This is a genomic window from Providencia rustigianii, from assembly GCF_900637755.1.
Classification (GTDB): Bacteria; Pseudomonadota; Gammaproteobacteria; order Enterobacterales; family Enterobacteriaceae; genus Providencia; species Providencia rustigianii.
The window spans coordinates 2,805,617-2,829,094 of record NZ_LR134396.1; the positions used below are offsets into that span (position 1 = coordinate 2,805,617).

General features: G+C 42.4%; 22 protein-coding genes, 1 tRNA gene and 1 pseudogene. 15 read left to right on the forward strand and 9 right to left on the reverse strand.

Going from position 1 to position 23,478, the window contains the following annotated elements; translation table 11 throughout:
- Positions 1-14: 14 nt before the first annotated feature.
- The 3 genes and pseudogenes from EL244_RS18340 to EL244_RS12935 form a co-directional block, all read right to left on the reverse strand.
- Complete coding sequence (locus EL244_RS18340; RefSeq protein ID WP_112837243.1) at positions 15-503, reverse strand: hypothetical protein; 489 nt, start codon at positions 501-503, stop codon at positions 15-17.
- 519 nt (positions 504-1,022) lie between these two features.
- Positions 1,023-1,492, reverse strand: a pseudogene (locus EL244_RS12930) (tyrosine-type recombinase/integrase); the annotation flags it as partial.
- A 155-nt stretch (positions 1,493-1,647) separates the two neighbouring features.
- Positions 1,648-1,724, reverse strand: a tRNA-Arg gene (locus tag EL244_RS12935).
- A gap of 188 nt (positions 1,725-1,912) precedes the next feature.
- Between EL244_RS12935 and folD the strand changes: the two genes are divergently transcribed.
- Positions 1,913-2,770, forward strand: a complete 858-nt coding sequence (gene folD / locus EL244_RS12940; RefSeq protein WP_126462856.1) for a bifunctional methylenetetrahydrofolate dehydrogenase/methenyltetrahydrofolate cyclohydrolase FolD — start codon at positions 1,913-1,915, stop codon at positions 2,768-2,770.
- 17 nt (positions 2,771-2,787) lie between these two features.
- Positions 2,788-3,000 (forward strand): ribosome-associated protein YbcJ, encoded by a 213-nt coding sequence (ybcJ, locus tag EL244_RS12945; protein WP_006815091.1) that lies wholly within the window; start codon positions 2,788-2,790, stop codon positions 2,998-3,000.
- A gap of 44 nt (positions 3,001-3,044) precedes the next feature.
- Here ybcJ and EL244_RS12950 read toward each other — a convergent pair whose 3' ends face one another.
- Together EL244_RS12950 and cysS are read right to left on the reverse strand one after the other, a co-directional pair.
- Positions 3,045-4,124: a protein-tyrosine phosphatase family protein gene (locus EL244_RS12950; RefSeq protein ID WP_230084842.1), complete on the reverse strand. Its 1,080-nt coding sequence runs from the start codon at positions 4,122-4,124 to the stop codon at positions 3,045-3,047.
- Between the two features lie 363 nt (positions 4,125-4,487).
- Positions 4,488-5,876: a cysteine--tRNA ligase gene (cysS, locus tag EL244_RS12955; RefSeq protein WP_126461394.1), complete on the reverse strand. Its 1,389-nt coding sequence runs from the start codon at positions 5,874-5,876 to the stop codon at positions 4,488-4,490.
- A gap of 298 nt (positions 5,877-6,174) precedes the next feature.
- Between cysS and ppiB the strand changes: the two genes are divergently transcribed.
- The 5 genes from ppiB to EL244_RS12980 all read left to right on the forward strand — a co-directional run bounded on the left by ppiB (position 6,175) and on the right by EL244_RS12980 (position 10,525).
- Entirely contained in the window at positions 6,175-6,669 is a 495-nt protein-coding gene (gene ppiB / locus EL244_RS12960) for a peptidylprolyl isomerase B (RefSeq protein WP_006815095.1), read from the forward strand.
- Positions 6,670-6,679: 10 nt separating this feature from the next.
- Positions 6,680-7,402, forward strand: a complete 723-nt coding sequence (lpxH, locus tag EL244_RS12965; protein ID WP_006815096.1) for a UDP-2,3-diacylglucosamine diphosphatase — start codon at positions 6,680-6,682, stop codon at positions 7,400-7,402.
- A gap of 153 nt (positions 7,403-7,555) precedes the next feature.
- Positions 7,556-8,071, forward strand: a complete 516-nt coding sequence (purE, locus tag EL244_RS12970) for a 5-(carboxyamino)imidazole ribonucleotide mutase (RefSeq protein ID WP_006815097.1) — start codon at positions 7,556-7,558, stop codon at positions 8,069-8,071.
- Complete coding sequence (gene purK / locus EL244_RS12975) at positions 8,071-9,153, forward strand: 5-(carboxyamino)imidazole ribonucleotide synthase (RefSeq protein ID WP_126461397.1); 1,083 nt, start codon at positions 8,071-8,073, stop codon at positions 9,151-9,153. The genes purE and purK overlap by 1 nt, the downstream gene beginning before the upstream one ends.
- A 118-nt stretch (positions 9,154-9,271) precedes the next feature.
- Complete coding sequence (locus EL244_RS12980; RefSeq protein WP_126461399.1) at positions 9,272-10,525, forward strand: MFS transporter; 1,254 nt, start codon at positions 9,272-9,274, stop codon at positions 10,523-10,525.
- 102 nt (positions 10,526-10,627) lie between these two features.
- On the opposite strand, the gene EL244_RS12985 is transcribed toward EL244_RS12980, so the two are convergent.
- On the reverse strand, positions 10,628-11,998 hold the full coding sequence (locus EL244_RS12985; protein ID WP_126461402.1) for an esterase-like activity of phytase family protein: 1,371 nt from the start codon (positions 11,996-11,998) through the stop codon (positions 10,628-10,630).
- 230 nt (positions 11,999-12,228) lie between these two features.
- Here EL244_RS12985 and EL244_RS12990 point away from each other — a divergent pair, with 230 nt between their 5' ends.
- Together EL244_RS12990 and EL244_RS12995 are read left to right on the forward strand one after the other, a co-directional pair.
- Positions 12,229-12,822, forward strand: coding sequence for a hypothetical protein (locus EL244_RS12990; protein ID WP_126461405.1), 594 nt, complete (start codon positions 12,229-12,231; stop codon positions 12,820-12,822).
- Positions 12,823-12,824: 2 nt separating this feature from the next.
- Positions 12,825-13,118 carry a hypothetical protein gene (locus EL244_RS12995; protein WP_126461408.1) on the forward strand — a complete coding sequence of 98 codons (294 nt, stop codon included), beginning with the start codon at positions 12,825-12,827 and terminating at the stop codon, positions 13,116-13,118.
- Positions 13,119-13,160: 42 nt separating this feature from the next.
- On the opposite strand, the gene ybbP is transcribed toward EL244_RS12995, so the two are convergent.
- A complete protein-coding gene (gene ybbP / locus EL244_RS13000) occupies positions 13,161-15,608 on the reverse strand; it encodes a putative ABC transporter permease subunit YbbP (protein WP_126461411.1) in 2,448 nt (815 codons plus the stop codon).
- Complete coding sequence (gene ybbA / locus EL244_RS13005; RefSeq protein ID WP_006815104.1) at positions 15,605-16,291, reverse strand: putative ABC transporter ATP-binding protein YbbA; 687 nt, start codon at positions 16,289-16,291, stop codon at positions 15,605-15,607. The genes ybbP and ybbA overlap by 4 nt, the downstream gene beginning before the upstream one ends.
- Between ybbA and tesA the strand changes: the two genes are divergently transcribed.
- From tesA to EL244_RS13030, 5 genes are all read left to right on the forward strand, one after another.
- Positions 16,259-16,894, forward strand: coding sequence for a multifunctional acyl-CoA thioesterase I/protease I/lysophospholipase L1 (gene tesA / locus EL244_RS13010; protein WP_039855169.1), 636 nt, complete (start codon positions 16,259-16,261; stop codon positions 16,892-16,894). The genes ybbA and tesA overlap by 33 nt on opposite strands.
- Positions 16,895-16,987: 93 nt before the next feature.
- Complete coding sequence (locus EL244_RS13015) at positions 16,988-17,773, forward strand: SDR family oxidoreductase (protein WP_039855170.1); 786 nt, start codon at positions 16,988-16,990, stop codon at positions 17,771-17,773.
- Positions 17,774-17,832: 59 nt separating this feature from the next.
- Positions 17,833-18,690, forward strand: coding sequence for a co-chaperone YbbN (locus EL244_RS13020; protein WP_126461414.1), 858 nt, complete (start codon positions 17,833-17,835; stop codon positions 18,688-18,690).
- Positions 18,691-18,703: 13 nt separating this feature from the next.
- Positions 18,704-19,648, forward strand: coding sequence for an SPFH domain-containing protein (locus tag EL244_RS13025; RefSeq protein ID WP_006815108.1), 945 nt, complete (start codon positions 18,704-18,706; stop codon positions 19,646-19,648).
- A complete protein-coding gene (locus EL244_RS13030) occupies positions 19,645-20,124 on the forward strand; it encodes an NfeD family protein (protein ID WP_006815109.1) in 480 nt (159 codons plus the stop codon). Before EL244_RS13025 ends, EL244_RS13030 begins: the two co-directional genes overlap by 4 nt.
- On the opposite strand, the gene cueR is transcribed toward EL244_RS13030, so the two are convergent.
- The gene (gene cueR, locus EL244_RS13035; RefSeq protein WP_126461417.1) at positions 20,078-20,488 is read right to left on the reverse strand and encodes a Cu(I)-responsive transcriptional regulator; all 411 of its coding nucleotides are present in this window, start codon (positions 20,486-20,488) and stop codon (positions 20,078-20,080) included. The two genes, EL244_RS13030 and cueR, sit on opposite strands and share 47 nt — an antisense overlap.
- 117 nt (positions 20,489-20,605) lie before the next feature.
- Here cueR and copA point away from each other — a divergent pair, with 117 nt between their 5' ends.
- Positions 20,606-23,344 (forward strand): copper-exporting P-type ATPase CopA, encoded by a 2,739-nt coding sequence (copA, locus tag EL244_RS13040; protein WP_126461420.1) that lies wholly within the window; start codon positions 20,606-20,608, stop codon positions 23,342-23,344.
- Positions 23,345-23,478: the final 134 nt, after the last annotated feature.

Here is a 23,478-nt window from a genome sequence, read left to right on the forward strand (position 1 = left end):
TCTGTGTGGCGTTTTCACATCCGGATCATCAGGACTTCTGCTGGAAAACCAATGTATTCACTTAATTTATTATCCAGCTTTTCTGGGAATTCTGCGGCCATTTTATTCCATGTGTCTTTTCCCCAAAAGTCCGCATTATAAATAGAATAGGCTATTGTTTTAGTGAAATTAAGGTTATCCAGTGAAATGAATGTTTGGCAGCATGGCGCCTCTCGAAGCGAAGAGAGGTCATTGAGATGAAATTCCATGTCATTCTCATCATAAATTTCACTCAAAATATCGCATATCCATTCGAGTGTTATTGGTTTTTGGCAATGAGGACAAGCAACGACATCGTGACCACAAGGATTCGCATGGCATTGAATGCCATGACTCACCTCATGGTCAATATGCTCTGCTTCAACGTCGTAACCAGCTAAAAAATCAACAATTTTATTTTGTTGTTCTGTCGTGGGAATATAATCAATTTCTTTAGGGATAACCTTCAAAATATAGATGCCCATTTTATTTCCTTGGGTTTATTATCAGTCTGTTTACTTCCTCGGCAAAAAGAATAATTCGAATCCATAAATATGGTCGTTTCATTTTTTCAATCACAATCCTAATCGATAGTGAACACTGTAAAAAATTATTTTCATCATCTTATCTAAGTATTTGATGATACAATCCCGCAGTTAAATCGTATAGGTTTATATCATGGAAAAAACTAAGCCGTTACACCTTAAACAAACAAGATTATGCAACGAGATAATATCTTCGAAAAATTGATAATATTGCTATGACGATATTTTTTCATACCTATCCCATTTGCAATTATTGGTGGTAAACCTTTAGCTAGGTATGCTATTGCACTTTGGCCTATTTATATGATTCGCTATATTTTTATTTTCGTAAAAAAGCCAAATATATCAACGACCCAATACTTAGAAAGTTAATACTTATTTTAATGAAGGGTAACCCGTACACGTTTTATCAATTGAGTTTATTTGCACTTACACTATCTATTGGTATATTCATACGTTCTTTTGGAATTTCCGAAACACTTCTAGCATATCCAGTGGCTTAATTTCCGTAATACTAACTTTACCGATATAAGGAAAGATATCTTTCTGGAAGGCTTCCAATAAATCATCAGCATAGCCTTCTGACCAATTAGGCTTTTTATAGTCATGCCATTCAAGCGTGATTTTCTCAAAGCTATTATTAATCTGAGACTCTTTTTCTCGCTTTTCGGCTTTCTTTACCAAAGATGGATCATCACCTAACGCCAATATGCGCTTGGCCTCTTCTCTTTTAGCCCTAGCTTGTGCGAGTGATATTGATGGATACACACCTAAAGCTAGCCTTTTCTCTTTGCCAGCATATCTGTATTTCATGCGCCAATACTTGGAGCCATTCGGAGTAACTTCTAAATACATGCCACCACCGTCAGAAAGTTTATAAGCTTTATCTTTTGGCTTGGAAGCCCTACTTGTCTGGCTGTTAGCTTTATTTGAGGGGGCATCAATTCTCATTGAACGGGATAATGCCCCCACATATATGTAGGTTTCAATAGACGTGGCTAGACCTTGAAATGCTATAGATTCTTGTGAGTGCTGGTTTTATAAGGATTTTATAGACTATTGTAGACTTTGGAATACTTGAGAATGGTACGCCCTACAGGATTCGAACCTGTGACCTACGGCTTAGAAGGCCGTTGCTCTATCCAACTGAGCTAAGGGCGCATTGTACATGCGGGCAGCCTATCTGGCTGATGGCGTTGAATTATACGGTTGCTGAGCGCTGAGTCAATGGCTTTTCGCTACTAAAATAGCTATGTGGTCATTTTATATAACAGTTTGAACTGACAAGGGGTGCAAGTTCTGACAAAATAGGGGCATCCCCCGTGTCTCATATATGGATTAAGTTACAGATGTTAGCAAAAATTATTGATGGGAAAACGATTGCGCAAGCAATTAGACAGGAAGTTGCTCAAAAAGTACAAACTCGCGTTGCCAACGGCAAACGTGCTCCTGGACTCGCCGTGATTTTAGTGGGTGCAAACCCAGCCTCTCAAATCTATGTGGGCAGCAAACGCCGCGCATGTGAAGAAGTCGGTTTCTTATCTCGTTCTTATGATTTGCCAGACACGACAACAGAAGCTGAGCTTCTGAAACTTATCGATGACCTCAATCAAGATCCAGAAATTGATGGCATTTTAGTTCAATTGCCGTTACCTGCTGGTATTGATAACGTCAAAGTGATTGAAAGAATTCATCCAGATAAAGACGTTGATGGTTTCCATCCTTACAACGTGGGTCGCTTATGCCAACGCGCACCTCGCTTACGCCCATGTACTCCTAGAGGGATTGTTACCCTACTAGAACGTTATGATATTAATACTTACGGCTTAAATGCTGTGATCATTGGCGCATCAAATATTGTTGGTCGTCCAATGAGCCTTGAATTATTATTAGCGGGCTGCACAACGACCATCACCCATCGCTTTACCAAAGATCTCGAACAACATGTTCGCAGCGCTGATTTATTAGTTGTCGCGGTTGGTAAACCGAATTTTATTCCGGGCGAATGGATTAAACCAGGTGCTATTGTTATTGATGTCGGTATTAACCGTTTAGAAAATGGCAAAGTAACTGGCGATGTCGATTTTGATGAAGCGTCAAAACGTGCCTCTTGGATCACACCCGTGCCCGGTGGTGTTGGACCAATGACAGTGGCTACTCTTATTCAAAATACGCTACAAGCGTGCGAAGAGTACCACGATATTTAATGTAATTTGGAGTAACAATGGAAATTTTTCGTCTTGATGGACATCCTCATATTGAGCTATGCGACCTACTAAAAACTGAAGGTTGGGCTGAAAGTGGTGCGATGGCAAAAGCAATGATTGCTGATGGACTTGTGCAAGTCGATGGTGTTGTAGAGACCCGTAAACGCTGCAAGATTGTAGCTGGAAAAGTCGTTTCTATGGGAAGCGAGCAAATTCAGGTTCAAGAATAGTCAATCGAGGTAAGCTGAGGAGTATCAGCTTACCTGCTTTATTTTTAAGAAGACATTTTCCGCGTGGCTTGAATAAATTGCTGTAACTCGAGCAATGTATTGTATTGAGCCTCCGTCTGCACCATATTTGCATTCCCTGATGTACGTAACGCCGTCACAACATCATCCACTGAGAGTGTATTATCTTTCTTAGTTAATTGCATTGCCGCAGCTAAAACTCCCGTTCGTCCTATGCCCGCTTTACAATGGATGACTGGTAACGGTTTATTTTTTCCATCAATTTCCACATTATGATATTTTTTTAGTTTAATCAGACTCCCATGGGTCAACACATTCACCATACGACTTAATTTTTTTAATTCCCCGGTAGATATCGTATTTCCATCCCCCCAATTAGTAATGTGAATCACCGGAAAATGATGCTTTCTTCCCCGGTCATTTATCTCTAAATTATATTGATTAAATTTTAACGGAGGCTGACTTTTTGAATGATGATTTCTATCAACTTGATAATCCGCTCTTATTCTTAAGGATTTAACTTTAATCTCACCATATTTTTTTGAGTTAATAAAATAGCTAGGTAAACTTTTTTCTCTACCCAAAAAAGGTTTAATTTCATTATTTGATGATAATACCACCAGCAATGGAACTCGATTATCAATCAACATAGTTAAATGATTTTCAATCGCTTGCGTATTATTCCTTGGATACTGGCAGCGAATAGCAAGATCCATATCATTAACTGCTAATCGATTCGCTGACAACAAGACCCTTTCCCAATCTTTATTCCGAATAGAGACTTGCGTCTGTTTCGCAGCACCGATCTCAGGATAGAGTTGCCCTCGTTTTTGAGTATCATATTCAATTCCTTTTTCATTGATAATTTTTGTCGTTTGTACCTGTAATTTATCAAATGCGGATTGCTGTGCAAGTACAGCAAAATTAAGTTTTAGCTCCAACCTTTTTTTCAATGTTGGTTTTACTTTTGCAGACACATTTTCTGTTTGAGGTATGTTTTTGATGCATTGGAGACTCTCAGATAAATTAGAGTGCTCCGAGCTAACTACTACGGGAGTGACAATTGCTTGAGATACAGATGGGCGAGTTAGATTTATTGGAAACATATTCATCCTTATTTATGTTAGTCAGTGAATTAAAACTCTATTCACTTACCAGTATTCATTTCCGTCATAACCTCGCTTGCATTTTTAGCCAAAAACCAATAAAAAAGCCCACCAAAAATAGTTATTTTTTAGTGGGTCTTATTATTTGTTAGTTTACATAAACTTAAATATCAATCACTAAAAATAGAACATTTCTAGTAGACTTTATTTACGCGTTTATATCCGCTTAAATTCTCTAAATTATTCGAATTGTAGCAAGGCGCCAAAGGAGCTAATCCCTAGAAGCATACACAAGTATGTGACTAGGGTTAGCGAGTGTAGGCAACACAGCTACGGTTCGAAGAATGACGAGAATGACGAATATTACTTGCGACGCCACGTCGTGCCGGCAGAAGAGTCCTCCAAAACAACCCCCATCGCCGTCAATGCATCACGCGCCTGATCCGCCAATGCCCAATCTTTACTTTGACGCGCATCATTACGTTGTTTAATCAGCGCTTCAATTTTCGCCACTTCGGTATCATCTTCGCCTTGTGCTCCACCTTGCAGGAAAGCTTCTGGCTCTTGTTCTAACAGTCCCAGAACTTTTGCCAGTTCACGCAGTTGTGCAGCCATACCATTTGCCGCCGCCATATCTTCTGTTTTTAGGCGGTTAATTTCACGCGCTATGTCAAACAGTACGGAATAAGCTTCTGGCGTATTAAAATCATCATTCATGGCTTCACAGAAACGGGCTTTGAAAGCTTCGCCACCCGCTGGCGCCACTGATTTATCAGTGCCACGTAATGATGTATACAGACGCTCTAACGCAGTACGCGCCTGCTTTAAATTTTCTTCGGTATAGTTCAGTTGGCTACGATAGTGACCTGACAACAGGAAGTAGCGTACAGTTTCTGCATCGTAATATTGCAAAACATCACGGATAGTGAAGAAGTTATTGAGAGATTTAGACATTTTCTCTCTATCAACCATGACCATCCCCGAGTGCATCCAATAGTTAACGTAAGGTCCTTCATGAGCACAAGTTGATTGCGCAATTTCGTTTTCATGATGTGGGAACATCAAATCGGAACCCCCACCGTGAATATCAAAATGGCTTCCCAGCGTTTTACTATTCATCGCCGAACATTCAATATGCCAGCCGGGACGGCCTAAGCCCCATGGAGATTCCCAACTTGGTTCACCTTCTTTTGACATTTTCCATAACACAAAATCCATTGGGTTACGTTTAACATCCGCGACTTCAACGCGAGCTCCCGCTTGCAGTTGGTCTAAATCTTGACGTGACAGTAAACCGTAATTAGGGTCAGTTTTAACCTCAAACATGACGTCGCCATTATCTGCAACATACGCATGCCCACGTTCAATTAAGCTTTCAGTTAGTTCAATAATTTCATGAATATGGCGAGTCGCACGAGGCTCACTGTCTGGGCGTAAAATATTTAACGCATCAAAATCTTTGTGCATTTCAGCCAGCATACGCGTCGTTAATTCTTCCACGCTTTCATTGTTTTCAGCCGCACGTTTGATGATTTTGTCATCAATGTCGGTCACGTTACGCACATAATTAAGATCATATCCCAAATAACGCAAGTAACGGCTAATGGCGTCGAAAGCCACAAAGGTACGACCGTGACCAATATGACACAAATCGTAAATGGTGATGCCACACACGTACATCCCAATTTTTCCAGCATGGATGGGTTTAAATTCTTCTTTTTGGCGAGTCAGTGTATTGAAAATTTGTAGCATCTATTTATTTCCATTTTATTAGTACGTGTATACCTATCATACATCAGATTATCGTATGATTGCGGATATAATATCCAGAAAAAACTGACGAAAATAGCCTAATATTGAATCGCGAACTGCACTAGAAAGCAAGGTAAACTCCCCACTTTGGCATTCAGTTTGTTATATCTCTGTTATGCTATAAATATTTACAAAATGCGCTGTTACTTCAAGTTGAGTTTTATCTATGATATAAACTTGCTGATCTCAACGCTTTCGCAAGTGAGCGCATAAAAAACAATTATTCAGGATAGCTATTATGGTTACATTTCATACCAATCACGGTGACATCGTTATTAAAACTTTCGCTGATAAAGCACCAATTACTGTCGAAAACTTTTTAACCTACTGCCGTGAAGGTTTCTACAATAATACCATTTTCCATCGTGTTATTAATGGCTTCATGATCCAAGGCGGCGGTTTTGAGCCTGGCATGGTCCAAAAAGACACTAAAGCGACTATCAAAAACGAAGCTAATAACGGTCTGAAAAATAGCCGCGGTACATTAGCAATGGCTCGTACTAACGATCCACACTCAGCAACAGCACAATTCTTCATCAACGTCGCTGATAATGACTTCTTAAACTTCCGTTCAGAGCGCCCAGATGGTTGGGGTTACTGCGTATTTGCTGAAGTGGTTGAAGGCATGGATGTCGTTGACAAAATCAAAGGCGTTTCTACTGGTCGCAGTGGACACCACCAAGACGTACCTCGCGAAGATGTTGTGATTGAAAAAGTGACAGTCAGCGAGTAATCCCTGATTTATGTCCACTTATATCATTGCAGATTTGCATTTAAGTGAAGATGAACCGGCAATTACTGCCGGTTTTCTACATTTTATTGAACAACAAGCTATCCATGCGGACAGCCTGTATATTCTTGGCGATTTTTTTAACTACTGGATCGGGGATGATGACAATAACCCGCTGCACCAGCAAGTTGCCAACGCACTGAAACAACTTAGCGAACGCGGTATTCCCTGCTATTTTATTCATGGAAACCGTGATTTCTTAATTGGTAAACGCTATGCCAAACAGTGTGGAATGACCATCTTACCCCAAGAAACTCTACTTGAACTTTATGGCAAACGTATTTTGATTATGCATGGTGATACATTATGTAGCGACGATGCGGCCTATCAAAATTACCGTAAAAAAGTTCATACCCCTTGGATACAGCGTCTATTTCTAGCTTTACCGCTGTTTATTCGCCGCCGTATCGCACAAAAAATGCGTCGTAATAGTCAATATGCCAGCAGCATGAAATCGGAATCGATTATGGACGTCAATCCCGATGCCGTGATTAATGCGTTGAAAAGACACCAAGCTCAGTGGATGATCCACGGGCATACTCACCGACCGGCTATTCATGAAATCAACATCGCTGGTCAGCTGCATTTTCGTGGCGTTTTAGGTGCATGGCACCATGAAGGCTCTGCCTTTGTCATCAGTGAACAAGGAATTGAATTAATTTTCTTTCCTTTTTAATGAATCAATTGTGAGTTATCAAGATTAAAACCCTCTCGTTTGCCTATTTTATAAACACGCAAACGTTTTCCTTACCCTAGTACCATGATATGATCAGGGCAATTCATCTTCCCGCCTTCGGGTGACATTATATCAATACAGGGATCACACCAAATGACTGCCCAAGTTCCTTCTCAATCTGCGGCAAAAATCGCCATTGTTATGGGTTCTAAAAGTGATTGGACAACGATGCAGCATGCTGCTGATGTGTTGACTGAACTTCAACTGCCTTTTCATGTAGAAATTGTTTCTGCGCACCGCACTCCGGACAAACTATTTTCGTTTGCTGAAAATGCAAAATCAAATGGGATTGAAGTGATCATTGCTGGCGCTGGCGGCGCGGCACATTTACCGGGTATGTTAGCGGCTAAAACGTTAGTTCCTGTACTGGGCGTTCCAGTTCAAAGTGCTGCATTAAGTGGTGTCGACAGCTTGTATTCCATCGTACAAATGCCAAAAGGCATCCCTGTGGGTACGCTAGCAATTGGTAAAGCAGGTTCCGCAAACGCCGCATTACTCGCGGCTCAAATTTTAGCAACTCATGATGCTGAACTGTTTAATCGCCTATCGGCATGGCGTGAAGCGCAAACTAATGACGTATTAAGTAATCCAGATCCGAGGGAAGCGTAATGAAACCGGTTTGTGTCCTCGGTAATGGTCAATTAGGTCGAATGCTCCGCCAAGCTGGTGAGCCTCTCGGTATTTCTGTTTTCCCCGTCGGTTTAGATGCAGAACCAGAAGCCGTTCCCTATCAGCAAAGTGTGATCACCGCAGAAATAGAACGCTGGCCGGAAACTCCGTTAACTAAAGAGTTAGCACGTCACAACGCATTTATTAACCGAGATATTTTTCCTCGGTTAGCCGATAGATTTCCACAAAAAAGCCTATTTGATTCGTTAAATTTATCAACCGCCCCATGGGCATTATTAGACTCCCCTGACCAATGGCCCGAACTGTTCGCTACGCTTGGGGATTTTCTAATCGTTAAACGTAGAACTGGCGGTTACGATGGGCGCGGTCAATGGCGTGTGCGTCCCGGTGACGAAAAAGACTTACCCACTGAGATTTATGGCGAATGTATTGTTGAACAAGGTATTCCCTTTGACTCAGAAGTCTCAGTGATTGGCGCCAGAAGCCAATCCGGTGAATCCGTTTTCTACCCGATCACTCATAACCTACATCAAGAAGGCATTCTACGAACCAGTGTAGCTTTCCCTGATGCTAACCCTGTTCAACAGCAACAAGCTCAATCCATGCTAAGCGCAGTGATGAATGAATTAGGTTATGTCGGCGTGATGGCAATGGAGTGTTTCGTAGTCGGTGACAAGCTGCTGATCAACGAAATCGCTCCTCGCGTGCATAATAGTGGTCACTGGACGCAAAACGGTGCCTCAATCAGCCAATTTGAATTGCACTTACGCGCCATTTTGAATTTACCAATGCCAGCTCCTGAAGTCTTTAGCCCCGCAGTGATGGTCAATTTGATTGGTACCGAGGTTAATAATGACTGGCTCAATTTACCGTTAGTGCATCTCCATTGGTATGACAAAGAAGTCCGCCCTGTCCGTAAAGTGGGTCACTTAAATCTTACCCATACTGATTGCCTAAAATTGAAAGATAGCCTTGATAACCTGATCCCAATGCTGCCAAATGAGTATAAAAGTGGCATTGAGTGGGCAAAAACAAAATTAGACTGGTACTCTCGCCAATAAATAGGGAAAATAGCGCCATTCGTGCCCGAAAGTCATTTTTCGGGCATTGTGCTATTTTTACCCTGCAATTTACTCCCCAATTTTATCATTGAAAATGCAGGGATTTACTGGAGTCAACATGCCAGAAACACAATCCCCATCCTTTAGCCCATTGTATCAATGGTCAATTCTTATTCTTCTGGGAATGGTCTATTTTCTTGCAACGGCAACCACTTTTACCTCTTTAGGTGTGGTGTTACCGGGTATGATCAATGAACTAAAATGGAATTGGACTGAAGCAGGTTTCGGCTTTACCTTACTCGGATTAACTTGTGGTCTAGCAAGTTTTCTCCCCTCCGTATTAATTCGTAAAATAGGTGTTCGTTTAACCTTATTACTGGGAATGCTGGTCTTTGTTTCAGGGTTTTATAACCTATATGCGACACAAACGATTAGCACCTATTTCCTAGGTACTGCATTAATTGGAGTCGGCTTTACCTTACTGGCTACCGTACCGGGCACCTATGTCATTTCACGTTTATTTGAGAAACAGTCTATCGCCTTTGGGGTTTACTTCACCATAGGAGGATTAGGCGGGGTTGCAGGTCCTTGGATCTATTTCTACGCCTCTAACCAGCTCGGCTCTTGGCGTATGCACTGGGTACTCTGTGCGGTTTACCTGAGCATTGTTACGCTAATCACTATTCTGGCACTACGTGAAGGTAAAAAAGAGCAGTCCCACGCTAAGAGCGTGACCCAAAAGTACGTTAGTGATCCCAACAAACCCATTTACCGTACTGCTGAAGTTTGGACTGTTAGAGGCGCGCTCAGAACATGGCAATTCTATTTAATTTCGGCAACCTATACCTCATTTCTATGGTGCGGCATTACCGTAAACAGCTTTGCAGTCGCGCATATTGAAGAACGTGGTTTTGGCATGACTGTCGCGGTTTCTTTACTCAGCACTATGGCCTTTGTAAATGCTTTTTCTCGCTTCTTGGGCGGTGCCGCAGGGGAATGGCTCGAACCGAAGCGATTACTGATTGGTAGCCTGATTATTATGGTTCTCGGGGTTGTTGCGTTAAGTATTTCAACTTCTTGGTTCTGGCTAATTATGTTCGTGATTTGTGTGGGGGTCGGCTATGGAATGACCTTCTTAGCATCCAGTGTTTTATTGTCTAACTATTTTGGTCGTGGCCCTTATTTAGAACTATTCTCTGTGGTAAATCTGATTTCTACCATTGCATGTTTAGCGCCATTTATTGCTGGAGCAATCAAAGATCTTACAGGAAGTTTTACTCCCGCACTTTTGACTATCGCCGCACCGGTTGTGGTCATCTTATTTTTTACCTTGATGATGAAACCGCCTATTCTCGCTGTTAAAAAACGCTAATCCAACACCAATAAAAAGGCTCGGGAAAATACCCGAGCAAATTATCAAACCAAGGGAAAAACAAGGATCCAGCTATCATCGTACTTCTATTACTTTATCGATTTACGGCTTCAGTAATTCAGGTACTTTCAGTAAAATAAATTCATTATCATCCGCTTTGTTCGGGTCGCGGCTGGAGGAGAATGGATAGTTATTATCATTGCCAACAATAATGTGCTCGCTATCCACCACATCCACGTTTTCAATTGTAAAAAACGGAAAGGTAAACACGCCATTATTCAACGGTTTTTTCGCTAAATTGCCAGGATCTTGGATATTCATCAGATCAACATAGGCTTGTTTATCCACGGCACCACCCTCGTTATTATCAGAGAATGCAATCCGATAAACACGTTTAAACTTCGCCAAATTGCTGAAGCAGTTCTCTTTGTTTGTCGCCCCTTCAACACAGGCTTTATCCACCGTACCTTCTCCATTATCACGTTCGATAATCAAACCATGGGAATCATCAATCAGGTTAAAATCACCAATGGCATTCTGGTTATCTTCAAATACATATAGCCAACTACGCCCTGTCCAATCCTGTTTCTTCACATCAAACTCAAGAATACGCGCCGCTTTTTTGCCGTTTACATTCTCATAATCTTGCTTATCTTCTAGCCACAAAGCGCCCTCAAGCATTGGATAAAGTTTTGAACCATCTGGCGATGATGCCATGCCTTCAAAACCTTTCGAGCGATTAACTTGGAAATTCACTTTATCCGCGGGTTTACCCGGTGTAGTGAGTGTGTAATGGTCTGGTGACACCACCTTTTTGCCATTCACTTGGGTTTCAAATAGCGCAAGTACCTTGCCGTTTAAATCCATTTTTATCAGGTAAGGTCCAAATTCATCACCAACCCATAAAGCCCCATCGGCAAATTGAAAACTTTCAGGGTCAAAATCACTCCCCGTTAGATAACGTTGCTGGCTACTTTCATTAATAATATGGAAGGGGATAATTTTGTCTGGGTCATGGAAGAAAACTGTTTTCAATGGCGTCGTATTACCACTTTTAAAATCAATATCATACTGGGTCAAATAGAGCATCGAGTCTGGAGAGTTCATTTTATTGCCGAAACCATTATCGGTAAGTACCCAATAGGTTCCATCAGTCATCCGTTTAATACCTGAATGCCCCTGTCGTGGTTGACCTTTAATTGGCACATATTTACCCGTTGGACGACCGTCTGATTTTCCTTCGATTTTACCTAGCGAATCAACACGACTTCCGATTGTATATTTACCACTATGCTGCATATCCGTAGGCGCATCTGAAGGTGTAGAGACTGTTGCATCAACGGATAATATTGAATGCCCAGCTAATGTCGCAGACACAGCTTGTTGAGCAAATCCGCTGGAGCTAAATGAAAGTAAACCAATCACTAAAGAGAATGAGCTAAGTTTAAAGTGTGTAGTATTGAGGCAAGCCATTGTTATATTCCTATTTAAGGCTATCAATAATTGATAGCTGAATAATAACCATGGCAAATGACAATTTTATGAAAGATTGAAGACTGTTCGTTTAATGAAGATGAAATAAATTGATGATTGCAATTAATTTTTTAATTTAATGATAAATTCACTCCGAAAAATAGTCCCAAATATAAGCATGGAGAAATATCATGATAAAATTTCCACCCCATAAAAATTGAGTGAAATAAATGTTTCTGAAATTAGCTTTAGAAAATAAATTACGATTAATTTATATGATAGCAAGCTTTTTATTAATATGGATATCAATTATTAATATAGATATGATAATTAGGAGTAATGATAATTTCATACTATTTTCATATTATGCATCCATTGCTACCATTATTGCCTTACTTATTACCATTATGGAAATCATTCATAACATCAACATATCTAAGAGCATAAAAGAAAAATCACTTTTTTCATTGAATAAATTTAAAGGCTCGACAGGATTAAGCCTATCTCATGAGTGTATTTTCTATTACAATCAATCATTAGATAATCTATCGAGTAAAAATTACGCACTATTAGTAACAAATTTCACTATCGCATTTAAATTACATTTAAATATTGCCAATAATTTCATGACACTTATAGATAAAAAAACCTTTGATAATGAAATTGAAAATCTCAATGAATTAGAAAAAAAGATTAATTCCACAAGAAACATAACATCGAAATCACCTCTGGGTAACTTGCAGTTTCAGGATATTTTAGAGTCGTTATTATATGCAAAGCAACTTATTGAATCCAAATATACCTATAGAAAAATTGAGGAATAATTATGTTACCTGCTGCAATCACTCATTTTGTTGAACAGCTTATTAATGAAACAAGAACTAAAATAATTAACTGGAAATATATTTCAGATAGTGATGAAGTCAATTTAAATTATAAAGAAATGAAAGTTAATGTGGGTTATGAGTTTGATTTTACTCAAGAGGTCGGCGTCTATAAAATACAGATAGCTCAGTCTGATGGGCGTATTTTTTACTTTGCTGTTTCTGAGTTTGATGCCGGATACATCAATTTGAAAAATTTATACAGTGAAGCCCAAGCTTCCGATTTTCATTTTTGACCTTGATAGCCATCATAATAGCTATCAAGGTCCATCATATTTTTAACTATTTGGCAATCTACGATGTTGGTTTCCGGTGCCAAGTAACCTTAGCCCCAACCAACTACCGCAAATAGAAAGTAATAGCGCAGCACATAACGGCAATAATACCCAAATACGCCATTCCGGTTGCCATGGGAAATCAAACACTTGAGTTTGTAATAACCACAAGGCGACCTCAGCGCCAAATGCTGCGGCTAATCCGGCCATCAAACCGAGAAGTGCAAACTCACTCCATAGTGTGCGGCGCATCAATTTTTTGCTCGCCCCCAACGTTCGGTAAACAACTAATTCACGCTCACGTTGACTCATACCCACCTGAATTTGCGCCAGTAACAGTAACAAACCACAGAAAATCACCAACACTACCATGACCTCTAAAGCTTGACTAACCTGCTGTAAAATCTGTTGAATTTGGGTAATTATCGCACCTGTATCCAAAACATTAATCGTTGGATATTGATGGCTCAATTGGGTTAACAGTTGACCATCTCCTTCATAATGGAAGCTACTCAACCATGTTGCAGGCATTGGAGATAACGTTTTTTCAGCAAAGATAAAGTAAAAATTAGGTCGTAAACTCTCCCAATCGACCTTACGAATGCTGCTCACCTTTGCTGTAAATATTTGCGATCCTGCATTAAATGTCAGCTTATCGCCAATTTTTAACCCTAACTCTTTCACCACGGTTTGCTCAATGGAAACCTCCCCCGCTTTTGGTGGCCAGCTTCCTTGCTCCAATTCATTGGCTGGAGGAAGCACCGATTGCCACGTTAAGCTCAGTTCGCGTCTTACCGTATTATTATTAGGATCCCGTGCGTCGGCCCATTCTATTGCGGATTGATCATTGATCTCCGATAAACGCGCTAAAATGACTGGATTAAATTCTGTCGGCGTCACCTGATACTGCTTCAATAACTGAGTTACTGGTGCTAGCTGCGACTCAGTCATATTGATCAGAAAATAGTTGGGACTATCCGCAGGTAACTGCTGCTGCCAGCGATCCAATAAATCCCCACGAACCAAAATCAACAACGCCAATAGCATAAATGAAAGTGAAAAAGCGCTCATTTGAGTGATTGTTTGCAAAGGCTGACGTAGTAAGCGGCTCACCGATAAACGTAAGCTGAGCTGGCGAAAACGTATTTTGCGTAATAGCCATAAGCCTATCCAGCCAATCAGGGCGAGCAAAACTGCCACAACGACAATCCCTAGCAAAATTGACCACAGCAGCGGATTTACTCCAGCAAACAGGAATAATCCCCCCACCACAATTAACGTAACTATCGGGAGATAGTAATACAGCGGCCAAATCGGTGACTGAGCATCTTCACGTAATACCCGAGATGGTTGCGTTCCCATCATCTGATAGTAAGGTCGGATCCCGACGATAATGGCGATAATAAACAACGTTGCCACTGACCAAACCCACGGCCATAAACTCGCACTGGGTAATGCTTTAGGTAGCATCGCACTCAATATCTGCATCAAGATCCCTTCAAATGCGAGTCCTAGTAATGATCCCAATAATGCCGCAGCGACTAAGATCACCAGCCATTGACCAATGATCCATTTACGTAGCGCGCTCCGCCCTGCTCCCAAGGTTTTCATCACTGCAATAAGTTGATGGCGGCTACGACAATAATGGTTCATCGATACCACCACCGCAGCGATCGCCAGTAGCAAGGTTAGTAATACAGAAAGTAATAAAAATTGTTGTGCACGCTTAAACGTCTTACCGACTGCACCACTGTCATCATCTAAGGTATACCATCGTTGGTCGCTTCTTAACTGTGAATCGTATTGCTGCTTAAAAGCATCGATTATCTGTCGATCTCCAGCGAACATATCCCGATACGTTAAACGGCTACCAAGTTGGATAGCTCCCGTTTGGGTGGCATCTTCAATAGAAATCAATGCACGAGGGGCAATTTGAAATGGATTAAACCCGCTATCAGGTTCCTGAATTAATGCACCAGAAACCGTTAATGTGGCATCCCCAATGTCAATTTGCTCGCCAATTTTTAAATTCAGTAATTCCAATAGGCGTGGCGCAACTAAAATTTGTCCTTTGGTCGGTTTTAACCCTGCGGGCTCAGTCACTAATCCACCGTATAAAGGGTAGCTAGCATCCGCAGCTTTCACTAACACCAATTGAGGTCGACCATTTTCATCCGCTGTCGAATACGCCATTGTGGAAAAGGAAATTTGCTGGCTGTGATTTAAACCTGCTTGTTGAGCCGTATTTAACCATTGAGGGTCAGAGGGATGAGAGGAGCGCAGTACTAAATCCCCGGCGAGGAGTTCTTGGCTCTGGTAACTCATACTATTTTCGATGCGATCGCTAATACGCCCCAATGCGAGCACACACGCCACCGCCAAGGTTAATGCTAACCAAACAATTAATAATGATGGCGTTTTCCATTCACGCCAAAACCAGCGCCAAATCATGACTCTTCCCTCAACAACCCGTCCACCAAGCGCAACCGGCGTTGGCAACGTGAGGCTAGTTCATTATCATGAGTGACCAGAATCAGCGTCGTTCCGTGCTCTTTATTCATGGCAAACAGTAAATCAGCAATTTTATCCCCAGTTTGGCGATCGAGGTTTCCTGTCGGCTCATCGGCAAATAAGATTTTTGGCTGACCATTGAATGCTCTCGCCAATGCCACACGCTGCTGTTCACCACCAGAAAGTTGTGCTGGCATATGCTTTAAGCGATTACCTAACCCTAAATCCGTCAGTAAATTAACGGCTTGTTGATGACTTTTAGCCTCTGATTCCCCTCTTAATAAGGAGGGAAGTTGAACATTTTCAAGGGCATTCAAGGTTGGAATTAACATAAAAGATTGAAAAACAAATCCCACACTCTCCGCACGTAAGCGCGCACGTTGCTCTTCATCCATATTAGTGAGGTCTTGCCCTAACAAATGCACGCTGCCGCTCGAACCATCATCTAACCCGGCAATAATACCCAGTAACGTTGATTTTCCGGAACCCGACTCGCCAATTAAAGCAATTGTCTGACCGGACTCGACAATTAGCTCCACTCCTTGCAATATAGTCAGTTCATGTTCACCTTGACCAACACGTTTAATGAGATGATGAACTTCAAGAATATTTTGCGCCGACATATATTGGTTTTTCTCCTGTTATTGACCGCCAGCGGACAAACTCTAGCAGCCACAAAACTATTGATTCTGGGGGATAGCTTAAGTGCAGGCTATCGTTTACCGGCAGAGCAGGCTTGGGCCACTTTGCTTGCCGAACGCTGGCAGAAACATTCTCCGCCAATTCTTGTAGTTAATGGCAGCATTAGCGGGAATACCGCTACTCAAGGCTTAGAACGCCTACCCGCCTTACTGGCACAACACAAACCTAATTGGGTATTAATTGAATTAGGTGCTAATGATGGTTTACAAGGGTTATCTGTAGAGCAATTAGAGATTACATTACAACAGATTATCGACCAAATAGAGCAAAATGGTGCTAAACCGCTCTTAATGCAAATTCGTATCCCTCCCAACTATGGCAGGCGCTATACTTCCAGCTTTGAAAAAGTTTACCCAACATTAGCTGAAAAAAATCAAATTCCTTTGCTACCCTTTTTTATGGAGAGCGTCATTACCAAACCAGAATGGATCCAACCTGATGGCATTCATCCAACCGCAGAGGCTCAGCCATCTATTGCTGATTTCATGGAAAAACAGCTTACACCGTACTTACTCAATAAATAAAAGTCCGGATAACCAATAAAAGTCCAATAGATCGAGAGACTTTATTGCTCAACCAGTATGATAGCGAAAATTAAGCCTACAGTAGGTAAAGTTATGCAAAAAACAGTATTAGTGACGGGGGCTTCCAGCGGAATAGGCTTATGTGCAGCGCAAACACTACGTCAACGGGGTTATCACGTCATCACCACCTGCCGAAAACAGACGGATATCCAACGTTTACAAGAGCTTGGATTTGATACTGTCGCGCTTGATTTAGATGACTCAGACAGTGTTGAAACTGCGGCCCAGCAAATTTTAGCACTTTGCCAAGGACGACTTTTCGGATTATTTAACAATGCGGGATTTGGGGTCTATGGGCCACTAAATACCGTTAGCCGTCAGCAGTTAGAATCTCAATTCTCTACGAATTTTTTCGGAGTCCACCAATTGACCTTCTTACTCCTCCCCGCCATGCTACCCCACCATGAAGGCAGGATAGTGCAGACCAGTTCAGTAATGGGGATTATTTCTACACCGGGTCGCGGTGCTTACGCTGCCAGCAAATATGCGTTAGAAGCTTGGTCCGATGCATTGCGTTTAGAATTAAAGGGCTCTGGAATCCATGTTAGTTTGATTGAACCCGGTCCTATTCACAGTGCATTTACCCAGAATGTGGCACAAACACAACAAGATAAGCCAATAAAAAATCCGGGAATTGCAGCGCGGTTTACGTTAAATCCAGAGCATGTGGTTGAAAAGCTGATTCTAGCATTAGAAAGCCCACGCCCTCGTGTCCGTTACTCCGTCACATTATTAACCGTTTTTGTGCGTATACTAAAACGCATATTGCCAGACAAATTAATGGATAAAATACTGGCAAATCCGGGCAAAAAAGATTGAAAAACCAGAAAAAGCCCCCATTTAAACGACATTAATAACGAATTTAAAAGAGATATTTTATGTTTGCTAACGCACAAATTATTGATATTAACGAAACCAATCTACATCAAATCATCGAACAATCCATGAACATCCCAGTGATGTTCTATTTTTGGTCACCTCGTAGCCCACAAAGCTTAGAATTCACTGGGATGCTCGAGCGTATTGCCAATGATTATGCTGGGTTGTTTATCCTCGCTAAAGTTAACTGTGATGAAGAACAGATGGTTGCGAGCCAGTTTGGTCTTAAAGGTGTCCCCACAGTGTATGTCCTGAAAGACGGCCGCCCTGTTGATGGATTTGAAGGTCCACAACCCGAAGACGCCGTATTGCAAATTTTATCTCGTGTACTGCCAAGCCCTGAAGAGTTAAAAGCGGCGCAAGCAGCTGAGTTTATTGCAGAAGGCAAACTTCAAGAAGCCCTGCCATTACTTAAAGAAGCAAACCAGCTGGCTCCCAAAAATAGCGATATCACCTTTTTATTAGCCGAAACACAAATTGCACTTAATTTAGTGGATGATGCAGAAACACTGCTAGCCACCGTACCAATGCAAGATAAAGATAGCCGTTACCAAGGTTTGATTGCACAAATCGAACTCATGAAAAAAGCGGCAGACACTCCTGAAATTCAGCAATTGCAGCAAGAATTTAACCAAAATCCTGAAAACACCACTTTGGCCGTTCAACTGGCATTAAAACTTCATGAAGTTAACCGCAATGAAGAAGCCTTAGAAATGTTACTGGCCTTTTTACGTAAAGACCTTAACGCCGGAGAAGGTGCAGTCAGAAAAACCATGATGGATATCATGTCAGCAATGGGAACGGGGGATACACTTGCCAGCAAGTACCGTCGCCACGTTTATTCATTACTTTACTAGTTAAGGATTACCTATGGATTTGTTCGCGTTTGGTGCTATACCGATTATTATCTTCGTCGCCTTGGTTATTGTTTTTACTTGTGTAAAAACCGTACCTCAAGGCTTTCAATGGACTGTTGAACGTTTTGGCCGCTATACCCGCACTTTACAACCGGGGCTGCATCTTTTAGTGCCTTTTATGGACAGAATTGGTCGTCGTATCAATATGATGGAACAAGTCCTTGATATTCCATCTCAAGAAGTTATCTCACGCGATAACGCCAACGTCACCATTGATGCGGTGTGTTTTATTCAGGTTATTGATCCCGTACGCGCTGCATATGAAGTCAGTAATTTAGAATTATCTATTCTAAACCTGATCATGACGAACATTCGTACCGTTCTTGGTGCCATGGAACTCGATGAAATGTTATCTCAACGTGATTCCATCAATGGTCGTTTATTGCACGTTGTGGATGAAGCAACCAATCCATGGGGCGTAAAAATTACCCGTATTGAAATTCGTGATGTTAGACCACCAAAAGAATTAGTTAGTGCGATGAATGCTCAGATGAAAGCAGAACGAACCAAACGCGCTGACATTCTAGAAGCTGAAGGTATTCGCCAGGCGGCAATCTTAAAAGCTGAAGGTGAAAAACAATCACAAATTTTAAAAGCTGAAGGTGAACGCCAGTCTGCATTCTTACAAGCTGAAGCCCGTGAAAGAGCCGCGGAAGCTGAAGCCAAAGCAACTCAAATGGTTTCTGATGCTATTGCCGCAGGTAATATGCAAGCAATTAACTACTTTGTCGCACAAAAATATACTGATGCCCTAACCAGCATTGGCTCTGCATCAAATAGCAAGGTTATCATGATGCCATTAGAAGCCAGCAATCTGATGGGAGCCATTGGCGGGATCACTGAGCTTATTGGCGAAAGCAAAAAAGCCAGCGATATTAAGAAACAGGAAAAAGCATGATAGAACTTATCAGCACTCAACCCGCATGGTTTTGGCTGTGTCTAGGTGGTTTACTGCTGATTGGTGAACTTCTGGGTACTGGAGGCTACTTGCTGTGGTCGGGTATTGCAGCTGTAGCCGTTGGGATCATCGCATGGGCAATGCCATTCCTAGGTTGGGAATGGCAAGGCATCTTGTTTGCGGTATTTACTGTAGTTTCTGCGGTCTTGTGGCGGAAATGGCTAAGTCACCGTAAAGAGAGTAAAGCCGATGATGTCAACCAAATAAGCCACCAGCTGATTGGTATTAAAGCCCGCTTATTAACGGATACCGAAGAGGGATTTAGCCGAGTACGTTTAGCCGATGGTAGCTGGCGTATTTATAGCGAAATTCCCCTAAAAGCAGACACTGAAGTCGAAGTGATTGCGGTCGATGGAATTACGTTAAAAGTTAAGCCTTACTCTGATGACAGCAGCCACGCGCCAAGTGGTCAATAATCGGACAGTCTGCCCCATCATCACCGGGGCAGGCATCCACTAACTCCTGCAACGTATTGCGAATCGACAGTAACTTAGTAATCGTCTGTTGAATCTCATCGATTTTAGCCATGGTGGCACTTTTCACATCAGCACTATGACGGCTAGGGTTACGAAATAATCCAAGCAACTCCCCACACTCTTCCAGCGTGAATCCCACATCTTTAGCTTGTTTTAATAGCATCAGCTCATCAAGATGCCTATCTTTATAATATCGATACCCATTGTCGCCACGCTCAGGGGGCGTAATCAAACTTTTATCTTCATAAAAACGAATCGCTTTTGCTGTCAGACCCGTTTTTTTGGCAATTTCACTGATATTCATAATTCCCCTTGACCTTACCCTTGTGGGAGGGTTTAACCTTAACAACATAGCGGATTATAGACTGATTTTATGTACAAATTATAGCCCCGTTTTATTTAAGGGCTCGGAGAATCAAAAATGAAAACTATACTAGCCCTGCAAGGCTTAAGCTGCATGCACTGTGTTGGCTCCGTGACAAAAGCACTCGAGGCCCGTGGTGATGTCACTAATCTGAAAGTAACCATCGAATACGCAGTCATCGAAAGTGATGCTAAAGCAGAAGATTTAATTGCCACAATTACCGATGCTGGCTATGAAGCCGTTATTGCGACGACGCCTGATGTTGAACTTCAGCTATCAGGATTAAGCTGCATGAAATGCGCAGGAAAAACTCAGCAAGCGTTAGAAGCGGTTGACGGTGTTGCTGTTGCTGATGTCAATACCAAAGTGGCTAAAGTGTATGGTTCTGCGCCAGCCGCAGATTTAATTGCTGCTGTTGAGGCTGTGGGCTATCACGCAACACTTGCCCAAGAAGAGGGTAACTCCCCAAAAACTGAGCCGCTGATGACATCAGTTGAACAACCGGAAACGGATTCAGCGGCAATTTGTGATATTCCGGCTCAAGAATCTGATTTAGGTGAACAACCTGAAATCAATCCTGCTGATGATAGCATTCAATTGTTATTAGATGGCATGACCTGTGCAAGTTGTGTAAATAAAGTTCAAAAAGCATTAAGTAGCGTTCCCGGCGTCGAAAACGCTCGGGTAAACCTCGCAGAACGTAGCGCATTGATTACAGGAACAGCCAATCCTGATGACTTGATTGCTGCGGTGGTCAAAGCTGGCTACGGCGCAGAAATGATCCAAGATGAAGCTAAGCGTCGTGAGCGCCAGCAAGAAGTGGCTCAAGCTAATATGCGTCGCTTCCGTTGGCAATCTGCTCTAGCTCTCGCCCTTGGTGTCCCTGTGATGATTTGGGGCATGATCGGCGATAACATGATGCTCACTGCCGAAAACAACAACATTTGGCTCACTATCGGGGTGTTAACCCTGTTAGTCATGGTATTTGCTGGTGGGCATTTCTACAAGAACGCATGGCAAAGCCTGAAAAATGGTAGTGCCACGATGGATACCTTAGTTGCCTTGGGTACGGGCGCTGCTTGGCTCTATTCCATCGTGGTTAACCTGTGGCCAGATATGTTCCCAGACCAAGCGCGTCACCTCTATTATGAGGCAAGCGCCATGATCATCGGTCTAATTAACTTAGGTCACGCTTTAGAGCAACGGGCACGTCAGCGCTCATCCAAAGCCCTTGAACGATTATTAGACTTAACACCGCCAACCGCCAGAGTTGTCACCGATCAAGGCGAAGTAGACATGCCTCTAGAGCAAGTGAAAAAAGGCATGATCCTGCGCTTAGCAACAGGCGACCGTGTCCCCGTGGATGGTGAAATTATTGAAGGCGAAGTCTGGTTAGATGAAGCCATGCTAACTGGTGAGCCGATCCCTCAACAAAAAAGTAAAGGGGATCAAGTCCATGCTGGAACTGTCGTACAAGATGGTACAGTTCTGTTTCGTGCGGCGGCGGTGGGTAGCCAAACAACCTTAGCCCGAATTATTTATCTGGTTCGTCAGGCGCAAAGTAGTAAACCACAAATTGGGCAATTGGCTGACCGAATTTCAGCTGTATTTGTTCCCGTTGTTGTGGCTATTGCAGTGATTTCAGGGGCTATCTGGTATTTTGTTGGTCCTGCACCGCAAATCACCTATGCACTGGTTATTACGACAACCGTGTTAATCATCGCTTGTCCTTGTGCTCTTGGCCTTGCGACTCCGATGTCAATTATCTCTGGTGTAGGTCGAGCCGCTGAGTTTGGCGTGTTGGTGCGTGATGCCGATGCGTTACAACAAGCTAGCAACCTCGATACCATTGTGTTCGATAAAACCGGTACCCTGACCGAAGGTATGCCTCAAGTCACCGATATTCATCTATTCAACGAATTCAGTGAGCAAGAAGCTTTACAGCTAGCGGCATCGTTAGAAAGCGGTTCAAATCACCCATTAGCTCGTGCCATCCTCAGCCGTGCAAAAGCGTTGGATATCCCAGCCAATGCGCAATTTAGAACGTTAGCGGGATTAGGCGTCACCGCCCTCGTTGATGGGAAAACGGTGCTACTGGGTAACCAAAAACTGTTAATACAGAGCCAGATTGATACCCGCCCTATTGAAGAAATCTTGCATCAGCAAGCGTCTTTAGGGGTAACTCCTGTATTACTGGCTGTAGATGGAAAAATTGCGGCACTGTTATCGATCCGTGATCCACTACGTGAAGACAGTATTAGCGCCCTAACCCGTTTGCATAAGCAAGGTTTCCGCTTGGTCATGTTAACTGGCGACAACCCAGTTACTGCGAATGCCATCGCTAAAGAAGCCGGAATTGACGAAGTGATTGCAGGCGTCATGCCAGACGGCAAATCTGCCGCAATTGAAGCGCTACAAGCAAAAGGTCACCGAGTAGCAATGGTCGGTGATGGGATCAACGATGCGCCTGCCCTAGCTCGTGCTGATGTGGGGATTGCGATGGGTGGCGGTAGTGATATCGCAATTGAAACTGCATCCATTACTTTAATGCGTCAAAGTTTGCACGGTGTTGCCGATGCAGTGTCGATTTCAAAAGGCACATTGCGCAATATGAAACAGAACCTATTTGGCGCCTTTGTCTACAATTCATTGGGGATCCCGATTGCCGCAGGGATTTTATATCCACTCACTGGAACATTACTTAATCCGGTCGTTGCCGGGGCAGCTATGGCACTCTCCTCAATTACCGTAGTCAGTAATGCCAACCGCTTACTGCGCTTTAAACCTGAAAAATAATCCCGCCAAGTCACCTTGAATTCATCAAGGTGACTTTTTTCTCTTTGATTCACCTCAATTAATCGCTCGAATACCTCAGTTAATTTAATATAAGTAGTCTATAATTAAGTGAATTTAATTATTTTTACTGTTTG

Excerpts from the sequence above, each read along its gene's own strand:
- ybbA (WP_006815104.1), bottom strand. The coding sequence starts at position 16,291 with ATGTCGGCGCAAAATATTCTTGAAGTTCATCATCTCATTAAACGTGTT.
- copA (WP_126461420.1), top strand. The coding sequence starts at position 20,606 with ATGAAAACTATACTAGCCCTGCAAGGCTTAAGCTGCATGCACTGTGTT.
- EL244_RS13020 (WP_126461414.1), top strand. The coding sequence starts at position 17,833 with ATGTTTGCTAACGCACAAATTATTGATATTAACGAAACCAATCTACAT.
- ppiB (WP_006815095.1), top strand. The coding sequence starts at position 6,175 with ATGGTTACATTTCATACCAATCACGGTGACATCGTTATTAAAACTTTC.
- EL244_RS13015 (WP_039855170.1), top strand. The coding sequence starts at position 16,988 with ATGCAAAAAACAGTATTAGTGACGGGGGCTTCCAGCGGAATAGGCTTA.
- lpxH (WP_006815096.1), top strand. The coding sequence starts at position 6,680 with ATGTCCACTTATATCATTGCAGATTTGCATTTAAGTGAAGATGAACCG.
- cueR (WP_126461417.1), bottom strand. The coding sequence starts at position 20,488 with ATGAATATCAGTGAAATTGCCAAAAAAACGGGTCTGACAGCAAAAGCG.
- folD (WP_126462856.1), top strand. The coding sequence starts at position 1,913 with ATGTTAGCAAAAATTATTGATGGGAAAACGATTGCGCAAGCAATTAGA.
- purK (WP_126461397.1), top strand. The coding sequence starts at position 8,071 with ATGAAACCGGTTTGTGTCCTCGGTAATGGTCAATTAGGTCGAATGCTC.
- EL244_RS12980 (WP_126461399.1), top strand. The coding sequence starts at position 9,272 with ATGCCAGAAACACAATCCCCATCCTTTAGCCCATTGTATCAATGGTCA.
- EL244_RS12950 (WP_230084842.1), bottom strand. The coding sequence starts at position 4,124 with ATGTTTCCAATAAATCTAACTCGCCCATCTGTATCTCAAGCAATTGTC.
- EL244_RS18340 (WP_112837243.1), bottom strand. The coding sequence starts at position 503 with ATGGGCATCTATATTTTGAAGGTTATCCCTAAAGAAATTGATTATATT.
- ybcJ (WP_006815091.1), top strand. The coding sequence starts at position 2,788 with ATGGAAATTTTTCGTCTTGATGGACATCCTCATATTGAGCTATGCGAC.
- EL244_RS12990 (WP_126461405.1), top strand. The coding sequence starts at position 12,229 with ATGTTTCTGAAATTAGCTTTAGAAAATAAATTACGATTAATTTATATG.
- ybbP (WP_126461411.1), bottom strand. The coding sequence starts at position 15,608 with ATGATTTGGCGCTGGTTTTGGCGTGAATGGAAAACGCCATCATTATTA.
- EL244_RS12985 (WP_126461402.1), bottom strand. The coding sequence starts at position 11,998 with ATGGCTTGCCTCAATACTACACACTTTAAACTTAGCTCATTCTCTTTA.
- purE (WP_006815097.1), top strand. The coding sequence starts at position 7,556 with ATGACTGCCCAAGTTCCTTCTCAATCTGCGGCAAAAATCGCCATTGTT.
- cysS (WP_126461394.1), bottom strand. The coding sequence starts at position 5,876 with ATGCTACAAATTTTCAATACACTGACTCGCCAAAAAGAAGAATTTAAA.
- tesA (WP_039855169.1), top strand. The coding sequence starts at position 16,259 with ATGATGAACTTCAAGAATATTTTGCGCCGACATATATTGGTTTTTCTC.
- EL244_RS13025 (WP_006815108.1), top strand. The coding sequence starts at position 18,704 with ATGGATTTGTTCGCGTTTGGTGCTATACCGATTATTATCTTCGTCGCC.
- EL244_RS13030 (WP_006815109.1), top strand. The coding sequence starts at position 19,645 with ATGATAGAACTTATCAGCACTCAACCCGCATGGTTTTGGCTGTGTCTA.
- EL244_RS12995 (WP_126461408.1), top strand. The coding sequence starts at position 12,825 with ATGTTACCTGCTGCAATCACTCATTTTGTTGAACAGCTTATTAATGAA.